This is a genomic window from uncultured Phenylobacterium sp., from assembly GCF_902826855.1.
In the GTDB taxonomy this organism is placed as follows: domain Bacteria; phylum Pseudomonadota; class Alphaproteobacteria; order Caulobacterales; family Caulobacteraceae; genus Phenylobacterium.
In genome coordinates, this window is record NZ_CADEGK010000132.1 from 1 (window position 1) to 13,493 (window position 13,493).

The following is a 13,493-nucleotide window of genomic DNA, read 5'->3' on the forward strand; positions in this document are numbered from 1 at the left end:
GAAGTTGCGCGGCTGGTAGCGGACCACGTGGATGCTAACGCCGCGGTCCAACAACCACGAGGTGAAGAGCTCGAGGAAGGCGTAGGTCGCGGGACGTTCTGCGCCGACGTCGGCGAACAGCACGGCGTCCAGCCGCTCGCCGCGCGACACCAGCTCTATGAGCATGGCGGTGCTGTCGACCCCCGCCCCGTACGCCGCCAGAACCGGCCAGTTTCGATCAGGCGCGACGCCAGGTCCCGGGCGCGTCACAGGAGACGCTCCTGGCGGGGCGCTGCGACGTCCGTCAGAGCCGCCGGCGGCGTCAGGACCTGCAGTTGGCGCCAGTTGCGCAGCAAGTACGGTCCCGAGCCGTCCCCGGCGTAGAAGCGCCAGACGGGCCGCCCGCGGCGCGGCAGGCGACGTGCGGTGAAGGTTGAGCAGGGACCGGACGGCAGCACGTACGGCGCCTGGGAGCTGACCAGCGCGCCGTCCTTCAGCGGTGGCGGTTTGCGGGCGGCCAGATTGGCCCGGCAGCGAGCCCGCCAGTCGGTCGCGTAGCCGATGTGCGGGTAGGTCTCATCAAGGGGCGTCAGCAGGTCGAGGATGCGCTTGGGGCAGCGATCTTCGCAGGGGCCCATGCTCTCGCACATGTCCTTGTAGCCGAACTCTTTGCCCCGCATCACGAGGAAGACGGCGGCCCAGACGTGGCGCGCACCTACCGGCGTGACGTCCTCGACCGCGGCGTACCAGGTGGAGCCGACGAAGGCGTCGGCCAGCGGGCGTCGCGAGCCTTCAGGACCGCTGCGGGTCAAGAGGCTCCGAAGCTCGGCGCGCGGGTCGGCCGGGCGACGATGATAGACGGTCCATCCCATCGGGATGCTCCTGTTCAAGGGTTGAGGATTGACCCGCCAGAGCGAGGGGGCGGGTGAGGCGGCCTAGATCAGGCCGAGCGCCTTCAGGCTGGCGGTGCTGTCGCCGCCGACCACCACGTGGTCGTGCACGCCGATGCCGAGCGCCCGCGCGGCCTCGATAATACGCTTGGTCATTTCGACGTCGGCCCTCGAGGGCGTCGGATCGCCGCTGGGATGTTGATGCGAGAGGATCAGGTTCGCCGCGTTGAGCTCCAGGGCGCGGCGGACGACCTCGCGCGGGTAGACCGGTGCGTGGTCGAGGGTTCCGACCCCCATCACCTCGTCCGCGATCAGTTGATTGCGGCGGTCGAGAAACAAGACCCGAAATGCCTCCCGTGGGTCGGCGGCGGAGACGACGCGCAGGTAAGACTGCAGGGCCGACCACGAAGAGATCACGCAGCGCTTGGCCATCGGATAGAGCAGGAGCCGGCGCGCGATGTCGTGCACCAGCCTCAGCCGGACGGCGGCCGCGGGCTCAAGGATCTGCTGCAGCTCGGCGGTCGATGCGCCGAGGACGTGCTGCAGATCCCCGAACCGGCGCAGCAGCGCCGCCGCGAGCGTGGCGGCGCCACGGGCGGTTTGCTCCGACAGCAGCAATGTCAGCGTCTCAGTGTCGGTGAGGCGGTCCACACCGCACTGCATCGCCCGGGCCTGCAGGCCGGGCTCGCCGTCGACGCCGGCGAACTGCGCCTTGGCCTCGGCGACTCCGGGTTCAGGGTCGGGCTCGAACAGGTCATTCCGCATGAGCCGCCCCCGCCCAGTCGTAGACCGCCAGTCCGTCCAGTTCGGCCGCATCGCTGTCGAGGTTGAGCCACGCGCAGCCCTGCGAGCGCGCCAGGGCGAGCGGCGCCTCCAGATCCGGGCTGCAGGGCGCCGGCTCCCCGACGTAGAGGATGGCCCCGTACTCATGGGGGATCACGCGGTGCGGGGCGACGCCGACGACGTCGCCCCGGAGGACCTGCAGGGTGACGGGGCGGACGTGGGCCGTCGAGATCACCAGCATGGGCTCGATAGCTGGCGCCACAGCGGCCGCCGAAGGCCCTGGGCCCGGGCACACCAGGCGGCCTTGGTCGAGAAGCGCGACCTCGGTTTCGGGCAGCTGTTCGCCGTTCTCGTCGATGAAGATGCGTTGGCCGCGCTTGAGAAGGGTGTGCTGCCCGTCCCAGAGGACGCGGGTTTCGTTCGCGAAAGCCAGCTCGAGCCGGTCGCCGTCACCCAGGGTCGCGCCCATGACGAGCGCGACACCCGGAATGGAGTCGAATGTACCGACGACAGCTATGTCGGGGTTGTCCTTGCGGACCAGACAGGCAAGCGTGCTCATGGCGCAGCTCCGTGCGGCGATCCCAGATCGGATCACCCGGTGCGTCCCTCCCCCTTCGATCTTTCGGGGCTCCTGCGTGACGCGGCGTCCGCGGGTTACCCGCCGGCCTCCGGCGGCGGGAGCGCCCGCCAGCACTCCTCGTGGGAGACGGCGTAACCAAGGGCTTGAACGCCCCCGACGAAGGCGTGCGCCGCGCGGATCCGGCAGGCGATCCACGAGCAGCGACTGAAGCAGAAGGTGAAGCCCGCCTTGCGGGCCTTACCGTGGATACGGCGCACGGCGGTGTCGCTCATCAGCGCCGTGTCGTAGAGGCGGAAGGCGGCCTGGGCTCCAGAGTGCTGGCCATAGGCCTCGTCGCGCCAGTGGATGGCGAGCATTTTCATGGTGAAATCTCCGGCCGCCGATCCCTCCTGGGACGGCGTTCGAGCGGCCGTCAGGAGGCCAACAGGGGACGGAAGAGCGGGGTGTCGAGACCGGCGAGCGCGGGATCGGATCCGGCATCGCGACCCCAGCGGCAACGCACGCGAAGCGGCAGCTGACGGCGGAGATGAGCGATGTAGGCGTCGTTCTCCTCGAAAATTGGCGGGCGCTCGTCGGGGACATCGTTCCAGTTGACGGCCTGCTGCAGCGCGGGCGTGACCGGAGCGGGGGGCTCTGGGGGACCCGCGGGTGCATTCGCCGTGAGCCAGGCCAGTTGTCGACCGAGCCGCATGCCGCGGAGCGGGACTTCCACGCCGCGTGGGTCGCGGCCGCCGAGCGTGAACCAGTGCTCAAGATGCTCGCGGTAGTCGCGGCCCGCGAAGATGATGATCTTGGCCAGGAACCCGGGAAGAAGCCGCCGGGCCAGAAGCTGGCGATGGACCCGCTGGGCCCAGGCGATCCGCTGGGCCCAGGTCATGCGCCTCAGAGTGGTCTCGTAAGGCGCGATCAACGCCTCAGGGTCCAGTAGACCATGTTCGGCGGAGAGGATGAACCAGCACCCGGGTCGGCTCTCGACATAGCGGCGAGCTTTCCGGAACCAGGGCGAGGTGTAGAGGTCTTTCGCGGCGCGGGGTCCGGCGGCCTTGGTCTTGGTGCAGGCCACGAGATAGACAGTTCGGCGAAGCATGGAGCGAAGCTCTCGGAAGCGCCTCCCCCATCGGGAGGCGGCGCCACCTGGGAGCCTCCCTTCCCCTTTGGTCCGAGAACCGGCCGTTGCGATCAGGCCGCCAGGCTCGCGGCCGCCGGCCGACTGAACTGCAGCAGGAAGTCCACGGCGCGCTGGGCGTGGCCGGAGGCTTCGATAAGAGCGCCCGGCCGAGCCTTGAGCATCTTCGCCCACCCGGCGAGGTAGCTCGCGTGCGAGGACAGAGTCTGGGGCCGCGTTCGCAGATGGAGACCGAGCTGCGCCGCAGCGATCTCGGCGATCAGCTCCTCGAAGGCGTAATCCTGGTCGCCAAAGCGCTTGCCGAATTCGCGGTTGAGGCGGGCGGCGCCGCCCGCCCAGTGCGCGAGCTCATGCGCTTTCGTCGACTGGAATTCGTCGGCGCTGATGAAGGCTTCAGGTGGGGGAAGGTGGACGCGGTCAGTTGCGCGCGCGTAGTAGGCGCGGTCTCCGCCGAGCACGATTTCAGCTGGGATTGCGTCCAGGACTTCGTCGCGCAGCCTTGACCGAAGATCCTCGTCGATGGCCGGTGCGCCGCGGAAGAAGTCGGGAAGACCCTCGAGCTGGTCAGCGTTGAAGACGACGTAGGTCTTCAGGTACTTCAGGGCACGCGTCTCGACCTCCCCGTCATCGTTCGCCGCTTCCGCCGCGCGGACCTTGAACAGGATGACGTGCTGGCCCCGCTCACCCTTGCGCACTGGCGCTTCGATCCCGAGCGCCTGATTGAATGTAAACCAGTAGGGGCTTGCGCGACCGGCGGAGGCCCCCACGGCGGCGAGGATCCAGCAGTTGGTGCCGGAGAAGGGCTGGCCATCGGCGCGCAGCGGGAGTGATCCCTGTGCGCCGTTCGCCCACGGCTGCCGCCACGGCGGAGCGCCGGCCTCGATCATGCTGATGAAGGTCTGAAGAAGGTTGTCGATCGGACGGTCCATGATGCGGCTCCAGTCGGCCGACGGGCCCATCCCGGCCGACCGCCCGGGATGGCCCTCCCCTCGCCTTTCAGCTCACGCGGCGCGGTCGCGGGCGACGATGCGGACGGCGGGCCACCGCTTGAGGACGCCGGCCAGGGGTTGCTGCCGATCCGTGGGGGCGAAGACGCGGCCCTGGAAATTGATGACTTCCACGAAGCAGCCCAGCGCCTTCAAGGCCTCGCGATGGGCGCCGCCGCCGACGATCTCAAGCCGCGGGCGCCCCATGGACATGGTTCGCCGCAGCCACAGGTCTTCGGCGAGCTGCACTTCGGCGTGGTCTTCGATGATCAGCTTGATCACGTCGCCGGCGTCGGCCGTCACCTCGGCGACATCCGACAGGCCGAGCTGGAGCCGCAGCTGCGGGATGCTGTCGCAGCTGATCTCACGCCCCAGCCAGCGCCGACCATCCGGTGCTTTCAGCCGGCGCACGAGGGTGTGGTGGCCGGGGATTTTTGACCAGATCGGCAGCAGCAGCCCGGTGACGAGACCCATGCGCCGGACGATCCAAGGAACCGTGCGCAGCACCTCGGCCGTCCAGGCCTTGCGCCAGACGCTCTCCTCGGCCTTCGACCAGGCGCTCTCCTTGAACTGATCGGCGGGCATGACTTCGTTCTTCGTCGGCCGGAACAGCTTCACACCCTTGGTCAGCCGATCGTTTGCGTCGGTGATGGTGATGCCGCGCTGCACGATGGCGGCCTCTCCCGTCCGCGCGTTGAGGAAGAAGCGGCTGGAGCTCATGGGGGCCCAGCCGATGGCCGCATCGGCCGACACGACATGCCGGCGGGTGCGGACATCGAAGGTCAGCAGCCGCGTCTCGGCCCCCGTGGCAATGTCGGTGCGGAGCACCTCCTCCGAGACGAGGTTCACATCCTCGGCGTCGATGTCCTCGACGCCGCGGTCGAGCTTGCCGCTCTGCGCCGCGCGCTCCAGGAGGCTGTCCAGGATCGCCTGGAAATCCTCGAAGATCTTGTCCTGATCCTCGATCCGAAGCGCCAGGATGCGGTTGAGCCAGGTGTTGATGGGCGGAAGCTCATCGGAGGATTTTGGGGAGCCTTCCCCATCGTAAAGGGTGATGCCGGTCTTTTCCTGGAACTCGTCGGGCCCCATGCATGAGGCCGAGCCCCAGATCATGTTGGCGTAGAAGGCGCTCAGCGCCTGGACCGCCCATTCGCTCTCGAGGTTGTCGTTCGCTGAGAAGAGGCCGTTGCCAGCGGTCTTGCGGTCGCCCTTGGTCAAGGCGCCCAGGCTGTCCAGCCTGCGGCTGATGGTGCTTATGAAGCGCTTCTCCCCCTGAATGTCGGTCGTGACGGGCCGGAAAAGCGGGGCGACGGCCTGGTTCGTGCGGTGCGACCGCCCGAGGCCCTGGATCGCCGCATCGGCGCGCCACCCAGCTTCAGCCAAGTAGTGATGGCGTCTGCGGTTTCGGCTCGGCGCGGTGTTGTCGGCATGGTAGCTGCGCCCGGTGCCGCCCGCGTCCGAGAAGACCAGGATGCGCTTGGACCCGGCCATGAAGGCGTCGGTTTCGGACTTCGCGGCGTGAGCGCTGCGGCGCTCCGGCAAACGGCGTCCGTCGCGGATGACGACACGCCGCGACCGGCCGGTGATCTCGGCCACGTCCTCGGGCCCGAAGGCCGCGAGGAGCGCGTCCAGAACGCTGGGCACGCCAGGCAGGCAGGCGAGCCGTTCGATGAGGTCTTCGCGCATGGCGACAGCCTCCTGGGAGACGACCGGCGCGCCGTTCTCGTCCCGCAGGGGCTCGATCGTCTCCTCGCCCTCGTCGTCGACAACGACCTTCCAGGCCTGCACCGGGAAGGCGTTGCGGAGGTAGTCGAGCACATATTCCTTCGGCGAGAGATCGATGGAGAGATTGCGCCATTCCTCCGGCGGGATCTGCTCGAGGCGGCGGTTGAGGACGGCCTCGTTTGTCGAGACGATCTGGACGACGGCCGAGTCACCGCACGGGAGCACCTCGTCCCGGATGGACTTGATCAGGCTGGGCGCCTTCAGCCCGCCGAGCAGCGATCCGAAGAAGCGCAGCTTGCTGCCCTCGAAGGCGGAGATGACCGCCGACTTGGCCGCGCCCGAGCGGGCCTTTCCCTCCGAGGTCACGCCTGTGGCCTCGAGCGCCTCCTTCAGGTGGGCGTGGATCAGCTGGTAGGCGTCCGCCCACTCATTCCAGATCGACACGTCCTGAGGCGTCAGCGCGTGGCGGAGAGCCTCGTAGTCGACGCCTTCGAAGCTGAGGTTTCGAGCGATGTAGAGCCCCATGGCTTTCAGCTCACGCGCGACGACCTCCATCATCGCCACGCCCCCGGACGTCATCGCCTTCAAGAAGTCCTCACGGGTGTTGAACGGCGCTTCCGGCCCGCCCCAGAGGCCGAGGCGGCCGGCGTAGGCCAGGTTTTCCGGGGTGGTGGCTCCGGTCGCCGAGACGTAGAGAATCCGAGCGTCGGGCAGCCGGTTTTGCAGGGCGAGGCCAGCCTGTCCCTGCTGGGAGGGCTTTGTCAGGCCACGCGAGCCTTCGCCGCCGATGGCTTTCGCCATGGCGTGGGATTCGTCGAACACGATGACGCCATCGAACTCCGGTCCGAGAAGCTCGACCAGCTGGTCGAGCCGGGACGCCTTGCCGCCTCGGGCGGGCTGTCGGAGGGTGGCATAGGTCACGTAGAGGATGCCTGCCTCCAACCGGATCCTCTGGCCGAGTTTCCAGGCGTTCAGCGGCACGATGTCGGACGGGGATCCGCCGACCGACTTCCAGTCCCGCCGCGCGTCTTCGATCAGCGGCTCGTTCTTCGAGAGCCAGATGTGGAGTCGGCGGCCCTGCGCCATGTTGTCGAAGATGACTTGGGCGGCGCCCCCACGACCTTTGCCACAGCCGGTCCCATCGCCGAGGAAGAAGCCCTGGCGAAGCTGGAAGGCGCCCTCAAACCCATCCGGCACGAGTCGAAGCTCATGGTCCGCCTCGCCGCGTCGCCACCAGCCGGGGAGCAACCGGCTGTGGGCTTCGCCCGCGTAGATGCCGACCTCGAGTTGGGCCTCTGAAAGGGCGCCCGACTCCACGAGAGCCGGCGGCAGCATCGGCCGATAGGTTGGCGCAGGAAGCGGGACGGACGCCATCGGTCCGGATTCAACCAGGTCGCTGGGGTGCGGCTTGGCATTCGCGATGACGACCCGGCTGGGGCCGTAGGCCTGATAGAGCCCGACGTCATGGCCTTCGCCGCTCCAGGCCTTGGGCTCGTAGGCGAGAGGCGTGGCCGCGGCGAGGTACTCGAACTTCCTGCTCGGGCCGGCGAGGGCGCGGGCGCGCGGCTGCAGGAGCGCGTCCATCGAGACGTCCCGGAAGGTCCGCGCCTGGGCGTTGCCACGGGCCGAGATCGCCTTCACCGCCTCGGCGGCGTCGGCCAAGGTCTCCGAGAGGTGGACGTTGTGCGACCAAGGCTCCGCCGCGGCGAGGCGATCGACCACGAGAAGACCGGTCTGGACGGACGTGCCGTGCTTCGCGTAGGCGCGCTCCGGGAAGGCGATCGCCGCGATGATCGCGCCATGCCGCTCCAGCTTCGCCAGCGCCTCTTCGTCGTCGAAGAAGCGGGTGGGGACGATGGCCGACATCCGCCCGCCATCTGCGAGCGTGCGCAAGGTGGCGGCGAGGTGGGCCTCTAGCTGCTGGAACGGGGGATTGGTCACCGCCGCATGGAAGCTTCCCGCGATCTTGAGCAGGTCCGGGAGGTGGGCGGCGTCGTGCCGTGTCCTCGCCGCGGAGCCGAACAATCCATCGAGGATCTCGGCGCGGTGAGGCGACAGCTCATTGAGGTGGACGCTCGCCCCGCAGGCCTCGGCGACGACGGCGAGCAGGCCGATGCCGGCGGAAGGTTCTAAAACCTGATCACCCGGGCGAACCTGCGCTGCGGCCACGGCCAGAGCCGCCAGGGCGGGAGGCGTGGAGAACTGGTCGAGGGCGATCTGTTCTTCCGAGCGGCGGGTGTGGGTCGGGGCGAGCTCGGTCAGATGCGTGAGCATGGCCGCGATCTGGGCCGGAGCGTCCTCGACGCGGCCGATCTGCGGGGCGAGGCGCCGCATCTGAAGCACAAGGGCGGCTTCGACGGCGTCATAAGCGTCGCGCCAGCTCCAGGCGCCGTCGGCGTCGGTGCCGTTGAAGCAGACCTCCATCAGGCTGGCGATCAGGCGGCGATCGAGCGCCCGCGCGCGGGTCAGGTGTGTGGCCAACGAACGGGCGGCGGCAAGGATGTTGGCCGGCTTGTCGGCCCCAGCGGCGGCGGCGAATAAGGAGGACGAAGAGGACATGGAAGCGAGCTCCAGACCCGTGGCGGAGGGCGCCTGCCTCCCGTCCCATGGGCTCGCGAGCCCCTTCCCTACCCAGCCCTTTCCCGCGCCAAGTGACGGGGTAGCGCCGCCTCAGGCGCTCAGCGGGGCCGGTTCGGCGAAGATGAACAACCTGAGAGCAGCGACCTGAGCGTCTGAAACGGCGGAAACGGACCGCTCCTGAGGTACACGGCGCCTCACCCCGCCATGCGCTAGGGCGCAGGCGAAGGCTTGCAGCCCGTCCTTGCCCTTCAGCTTCTTGTGGAGACGATTTGCTCGGCAACCGAATGTTGCTAGCCGCAGCAGTGTCAGCGAGCGGGACGTTTCGAGCATGGTCGAGCGGGAAAATCTCATTCCGGTCTTCGGGGACGGCTTGCCGCCGGACAACCTCGACTTCCGCGGGATGAGCGGTGGGCCAATGCTCACGGTCGTGCAGAACGGTCTGCGAAGCTGGATGCTCACCGGCGTTCTCGTAGAGGGTCCGAACACCGACCCAACGGAGGGCCAGTCCATCGGTGGGCTAGAGATATTTCGGGCTCGGCGCGCGCACTTCATCACCCCGACAGGCAAGCTGGATCGACGGCGCTGGGAGTTGCTCACGCCGCCAAAGAGGCGGGAGGAGTAGGGCGGGGGCCATCAGTCCCTGCACCGGTCCTGCCCGCGACCGGCGCCGCAATCCAAGAAAAAACGCCGAGGGTTTTGCCTCCGGTTTTGGGACCGACGATCCGGGCACCGGACCTCGACCCCTAGCCGACCGGGGTTCCAACCGGCGCGCCGCCAACAGGCGGGCTCGAATATCGGCAGGCGTGCTGGACGAAGGTTCCGATCTCGCGGAGGTCGATCTTGTGGCGCACGACGTCCGTGCCGCTGAGCACGATCACCAGCTTCTCGCAGAAGGTCCGCTCGGCGCAGGCGGCGAGGAACGACTGGATGATGAGGCGCACGCTGGCCTCGCGGGAGATCGTCATCTGGCCGAAGCGGGAGCCGATGGCGGGCATGACGACCGTATCGCAAGTGCCCCGCTCGCCCATGTGAACCCACAGCTCGGAGAGGGCGAGTTCGAGGTTCGACAGGTTGGTGATCGCCGTGCCGTGCTCGTTCAGATCGGCCATCGCGACCCAGAAGGAGCGGACGCCTCCGGCCGCCTTCACCTCAATGGTGGTGCCCATCGGATAGAGGACGCTCTTGCCCGCGCGCGGTCCGTCAAGCTGCTCGCCGGCGATGCCCTCAAGGGCCTTTCCAATCGACAGGTCGAGCGTCTCTTCGTTCGGGAAATAGCGCTTTGTGAACTGCCCTTGGACGCTCCGCTCGGCGATGAGCGGCGCGCCCAACTTGGTGTCGAAAGTCGTGTTCGTCCCGATGATCAGGACCCTCTCAGCGGCCTTCTCCTCCTTGAAGACATCCCCGATCCGGACCTCGATGCCCACGTCGCGGCCGGTGAGCTTGCACTCCGTTTTCAGGAAGGGGCGGCACAGCCAGACCGAATAGACGAACCCGGCGACGGCGAAGGCCCAGGCGTTGGCCTTGAGCAGCTTCCCGAAGTCCTCGGAAAAGAACGCGCTCGCCTCGACCATGAACCAGAGCACGCCGAAGGCGCTGAGGAACGCGTTGGCACCGCGCGCGGAGAAGATGTTCTTTCCGAGCGCGTCGACCCAATAGAAGGCCCGCGACCAACTCACAGGCCGAAGCGCCCGTAGACTTCTGCCTTGAAGTAGTGCGGACCGGTCACAAAACGCCCGCGAGCCTGGGCGTCGGAGCCCGGCCAGGTCTCCAGCGCGTACTGCATGACGGCCGGATTGAAACTGATGTGGATCGCCAGCTTGTCCCGGAGGACCGGCGGACACCGCTCCTCGTCCATGAAGCGGGTGCCGTTGAGGTTGACGGCGATGATCGGCAGCCGGCGGCTTAGGGCCTGCTCGATCTCCCAGCGGACGAACTTGTAGAGGAAGCGGGTGCGATCCCCGACGAGGAGCACGAACACGTTGGACTCCGCCATGCGCCGGGCGAGCGACGCCTTGATGGTCGCCTCTTGGGAGGTGTCGCGGGCCTGTTCGAGGTCGTGGGCGTTGTAGAAACTGAAGGCCGACCGGTCGTTCTGATGCCAAGCGGTCATCAGCCGGTAGTAGTGCATGTCGGTGTCTCCATCGAAGGAGACGAAGGTTCTGTTTCGGTACGCCATAGCTTCGGGCGAGGCCCCCCATGAAGCTTGAGTGTGGGGCCGAATCAGAGGCGCGCACAACGCGCGAGTGTTTGTGGAGAGCACCGCTCGGTTGAGCAGGCCTCGCCGTGGGGCAAGGCCGCCTGTCCACAGGTTGTTCGGCCGTCCCTGGCGGTTCGACTCGGCCGCGAGTGCTAGCGTCGAACGGCGAAGCTCCGCGCGGATGAACAGACGAGCCCCGAGGATGCACCCGGCCCTACAACGACTGGTCGATGCCAACGACGACCTCGAGCGCGCTGAGCGCGCCCTAGAGGCTGCTCAGGAGCAACGGCGCCAGTGCGCCCGCGATCTGGCTCAAATCGAGGATCAGAGCGAGCGGGTCTCGGCCGCCGTCTTCGCCTATCACCGGTTCGGTAAGGGGCTCAGCCTGGCGCTTGCCGAGGCCGTCACCGGCCTTCCGGGGAAGAAGGGACAATCGGCCTTCCTCGTGCTGGCTGGGCGGATGCAGTACCAGCCGCGCGGCCACGGTGCGGGCGGCGGCGGGGAGCCGTCCGAGCCCATGACCGAGTGGCCCGCGCCCGACGAATGCGAGCGGGAGATCATCCGCGCGCACATCGCCCACGGCAGGGACTACTGGATTGACCGCGGCCTGGGGTGGGGCTGCCTGCGGACTTCGCTTCGACCGCCAGAGGCCGCCGCCTACCTCAAGGATGCGACCGGCGCGCTCGCGGGTCACTTCGGCCTCAGCCGAGAGGCGTTCGTCGAATGGCTTTCGTCGTGCGGGAGCGTGGGCTGTGAGGGGCGCAACAAGGACGCCACGCGGTGCAAGTCCTCGGTCGCCGGGCGAACTGTCCAACTCGATGTCGAGGACTGGAAGGTCGCCGTCGAGCGGGGCGGCTACTGCCGCCGCCATGGGGGCGATCCGGACTACGATCCGCGAGCGGTGCGCCGGGCGCATGCTCACAGCGCGAGCCGCTGACGCCGACTATGTCGAGGCCGCGCATGCCGTGCGCGGCGTCGCCTATGTGTGTCGCGGCTGCGGTGCGCCCGTCATCCTCCACGCCGGCCAAATTCGGCCCTGGCACTTCCAGCACCACCCCGACGCGACATGCGCCTTCGGCTCGAAGATGAGCGAGGCGCATCTGAACGCGCAGCGGGCCCTGGCGGCGGCGCTCCGAGCGCGCGGCGTGCACGTCGAGCTTGAGGCGTGGCTGCCGAGCCTGGCCGGAGATCGGCGGATCGACGTCTTGGCCCACCCGGCCGGTCAAGCCGACCGCCGCGTCGCCATCGAGGTTCAACAGGTCGATATCACCGACGAGGCGATTGCCGTGCGGACGGCGAGCTACCGCGTCCAGGCGGTCGCGCCACTGTGGCTCCGGCTGACGGACTTCGGCCGCTTCGATGAGGCGCACGTCCTCACCGCCACCGGGGAGATATGGATCGAGCGCTACGCCGCCCGCAGCTGGGAGCGCTGGGCGCACGATCAGGTCGGGGAGCTATGGTTCTACGACGCGGGCGCCGCGCGGCTCTGGCGAGGCCGGTTCGTCCAGGCGTTCGGCTGGCACGAAGGTTCGGAGTGGTACGAGGCCGGTGGCGTCTATCAGTCGAACCCAGGCGGCTACTCCCCGGTGACCCGATGGGTCGGGCTGGCGCTTGAGGGACCCTATGCGCCCGAAGCCCTCAGGCTGATGCGGGGCCGGGTCCAGCGTGCGGCGAGAGCCTTGTCGGCGTGGTTCGTGCCGCCGGATGGCACGATGTCGCCGTGGCCGCTTCGGCGGGAACTGCGCACCGTGTTGCAGTTCCGGCCGGTCTTCCCGATGCAAGTCTGCGAGCTTGAGCAATGCATCGAGGGGCGCTGGCTTCCGGCGCGGATAGAGGACGCCCCCGGCGATTGGAGGCGGCTGGGCGCCCAAGGCGGCGCGCACGCCAGGATCGGCGTGGAAGGTCGGAGAAGCCCAGACGCCGCCCCGATGGGCCGAGACAGCCACCAGCCGCCCGATTGACTCAGGCGGCCCGGAAATCGGTCCCGGCGGCCCTTCTGGCGGCGAAGGCTCCCCGGCTTGGCGGCGCGGGCGTCGGCGGGCATGGTGGGGATGGCCGCGCCCCAGCGCGGCGGGTCGCCGCAGGCTAGACGCCCTAGCGCCCGCCGAATTGGGGGCGCCCGTTGGGGCGCCAAGTCTGCGGAATGGATGAAAGCATTGTAGTTTCAATATGTTATCAAGACCGCTCCGCTCATCCCGGCGAAAAGCGGCCCTTACGAACGTCCGCAACGAGTCAGGGGTGAGCATTGTGGTCGGCTGCCGCCTGCGGGTCCGCTTCTTGGCGAGAAGCCGACCTGCAACGCGAACTGCCGCCGTCAGCGGGTCCAGGTCAGGCATCTCCTTCCTTGCTGTCAGCGGGCATGGTCGCTTCGGTAGTTTGCGCACCTCTAGCTACAGGCACGGGCCTACGTTGCGAGACGCTCGACCCCAACAGAGGCGACGGTGTCCTGCTCGGGCGGCCGTCTCAAGCCCGCCAGGCGCGACAGGCCAGACGCTTAGGCGGCGAGGCTCGCGATATCGGCCGGGTAGGCGGATACCACGAGGATCTGCACGCCAAGAAAAGGCGCGCCCGCCGCAGCGGACGCGCCTTGGTCACGGGTTCAGGCCGCGGCGGGGATGGCGGCGCCTGCGCTTGGGTCATTGGCGGC

General features: G+C 68.4%; 12 protein-coding genes. 3 read left to right on the plus strand and 9 right to left on the minus strand.

The window, feature by feature from the left end; all coding sequences use genetic code 11:
• Window positions 1–245: 245 nt before the first annotated feature.
• From QZV94_RS16860 to QZV94_RS16890, 7 genes are all read right to left on the minus strand, one after another.
• Window positions 246–851, minus strand: coding sequence for a hypothetical protein (locus QZV94_RS16860; RefSeq protein WP_293679255.1), 606 nt, complete (start codon window positions 849–851; stop codon window positions 246–248).
• Window positions 852–914: 63 nt separating this feature from the next.
• Complete coding sequence (radC, locus tag QZV94_RS16865) at window positions 915–1,634, minus strand: DNA repair protein RadC (protein WP_293679257.1); 720 nt, start codon at window positions 1,632–1,634, stop codon at window positions 915–917.
• Window positions 1,624–2,211: a hypothetical protein gene (locus QZV94_RS16870; protein WP_293679259.1), complete on the minus strand. Its 588-nt coding sequence runs from the start codon at window positions 2,209–2,211 to the stop codon at window positions 1,624–1,626. Before QZV94_RS16870 ends, radC begins: the two co-directional genes overlap by 11 nt.
• Window positions 2,212–2,306: 95 nt before the next feature.
• Window positions 2,307–2,594 carry a hypothetical protein gene (locus QZV94_RS16875; protein ID WP_293679261.1) on the minus strand — a complete coding sequence of 96 codons (288 nt, stop codon included), beginning with the start codon at window positions 2,592–2,594 and terminating at the stop codon, window positions 2,307–2,309.
• A 50-nt stretch (window positions 2,595–2,644) separates the two neighbouring features.
• Window positions 2,645–3,319, minus strand: coding sequence for a DUF6884 domain-containing protein (locus QZV94_RS16880; protein WP_293679263.1), 675 nt, complete (start codon window positions 3,317–3,319; stop codon window positions 2,645–2,647).
• Window positions 3,320–3,411: 92 nt separating this feature from the next.
• Entirely contained in the window at window positions 3,412–4,287 is an 876-nt protein-coding gene (locus QZV94_RS16885; RefSeq protein ID WP_293679264.1) for a zincin-like metallopeptidase domain-containing protein, read from the minus strand.
• A gap of 72 nt (window positions 4,288–4,359) precedes the next feature.
• Window positions 4,360–8,628: a bifunctional class I SAM-dependent methyltransferase/DEAD/DEAH box helicase gene (locus QZV94_RS16890; protein WP_293679265.1), complete on the minus strand. Its 4,269-nt coding sequence runs from the start codon at window positions 8,626–8,628 to the stop codon at window positions 4,360–4,362.
• Window positions 8,629–8,977: 349 nt separating this feature from the next.
• Between QZV94_RS16890 and QZV94_RS16895 the strand changes: the two genes are divergently transcribed.
• On the plus strand, window positions 8,978–9,271 hold the full coding sequence (locus QZV94_RS16895; RefSeq protein WP_293679266.1) for a hypothetical protein: 294 nt from the start codon (window positions 8,978–8,980) through the stop codon (window positions 9,269–9,271).
• Window positions 9,272–9,392: 121 nt separating this feature from the next.
• On the opposite strand, the gene QZV94_RS16900 is transcribed toward QZV94_RS16895, so the two are convergent.
• Both QZV94_RS16900 and QZV94_RS16905 read right to left on the minus strand, forming a co-directional pair.
• Window positions 9,393–10,325, minus strand: a complete 933-nt coding sequence (locus QZV94_RS16900) for a macro domain-containing protein (protein ID WP_293679268.1) — start codon at window positions 10,323–10,325, stop codon at window positions 9,393–9,395.
• Window positions 10,322–10,825, minus strand: a complete 504-nt coding sequence (locus QZV94_RS16905) for a TIR domain-containing protein (RefSeq protein WP_293679270.1) — start codon at window positions 10,823–10,825, stop codon at window positions 10,322–10,324. The genes QZV94_RS16900 and QZV94_RS16905 overlap by 4 nt, the downstream gene beginning before the upstream one ends.
• A gap of 223 nt (window positions 10,826–11,048) precedes the next feature.
• On the opposite strand from QZV94_RS16905, the gene QZV94_RS16910 reads away from it, so the two are divergent.
• Together QZV94_RS16910 and QZV94_RS16915 are read left to right on the plus strand one after the other, a co-directional pair.
• A complete protein-coding gene (locus QZV94_RS16910) occupies window positions 11,049–11,783 on the plus strand; it encodes a hypothetical protein (protein WP_293679272.1) in 735 nt (244 codons plus the stop codon).
• Window positions 11,761–12,807, plus strand: a complete 1,047-nt coding sequence (locus QZV94_RS16915; RefSeq protein ID WP_293679274.1) for a competence protein CoiA family protein — start codon at window positions 11,761–11,763, stop codon at window positions 12,805–12,807. Before QZV94_RS16910 ends, QZV94_RS16915 begins: the two co-directional genes overlap by 23 nt.
• Window positions 12,808–13,493 lie beyond the last annotated feature (686 nt).

Bases quoted from the DNA above. Each gene is read 5' to 3' on its own strand.
- QZV94_RS16880 (WP_293679263.1), bottom strand. From the start codon at position 3,319: ATGCTTCGCCGAACTGTCTATCTCGTGGCCTGCACCAAGACCAAGGCC.
- QZV94_RS16860 (WP_293679255.1), bottom strand. From the start codon at position 851: ATGGGATGGACCGTCTATCATCGTCGCCCGGCCGACCCGCGCGCCGAG.
- QZV94_RS16870 (WP_293679259.1), bottom strand. From the start codon at position 2,211: ATGAGCACGCTTGCCTGTCTGGTCCGCAAGGACAACCCCGACATAGCT.
- QZV94_RS16905 (WP_293679270.1), bottom strand. From the start codon at position 10,825: ATGGCGTACCGAAACAGAACCTTCGTCTCCTTCGATGGAGACACCGAC.
- QZV94_RS16895 (WP_293679266.1), top strand. From the start codon at position 8,978: ATGGTCGAGCGGGAAAATCTCATTCCGGTCTTCGGGGACGGCTTGCCG.
- QZV94_RS16890 (WP_293679265.1), bottom strand. From the start codon at position 8,628: ATGTCCTCTTCGTCCTCCTTATTCGCCGCCGCCGCTGGGGCCGACAAG.
- QZV94_RS16875 (WP_293679261.1), bottom strand. From the start codon at position 2,594: ATGAAAATGCTCGCCATCCACTGGCGCGACGAGGCCTATGGCCAGCAC.
- QZV94_RS16910 (WP_293679272.1), top strand. From the start codon at position 11,049: ATGCACCCGGCCCTACAACGACTGGTCGATGCCAACGACGACCTCGAG.
- radC (WP_293679257.1), bottom strand. From the start codon at position 1,634: ATGCGGAATGACCTGTTCGAGCCCGACCCTGAACCCGGAGTCGCCGAG.
- QZV94_RS16915 (WP_293679274.1), top strand. From the start codon at position 11,761: ATGCTCACAGCGCGAGCCGCTGACGCCGACTATGTCGAGGCCGCGCAT.
- QZV94_RS16885 (WP_293679264.1), bottom strand. From the start codon at position 4,287: ATGGACCGTCCGATCGACAACCTTCTTCAGACCTTCATCAGCATGATC.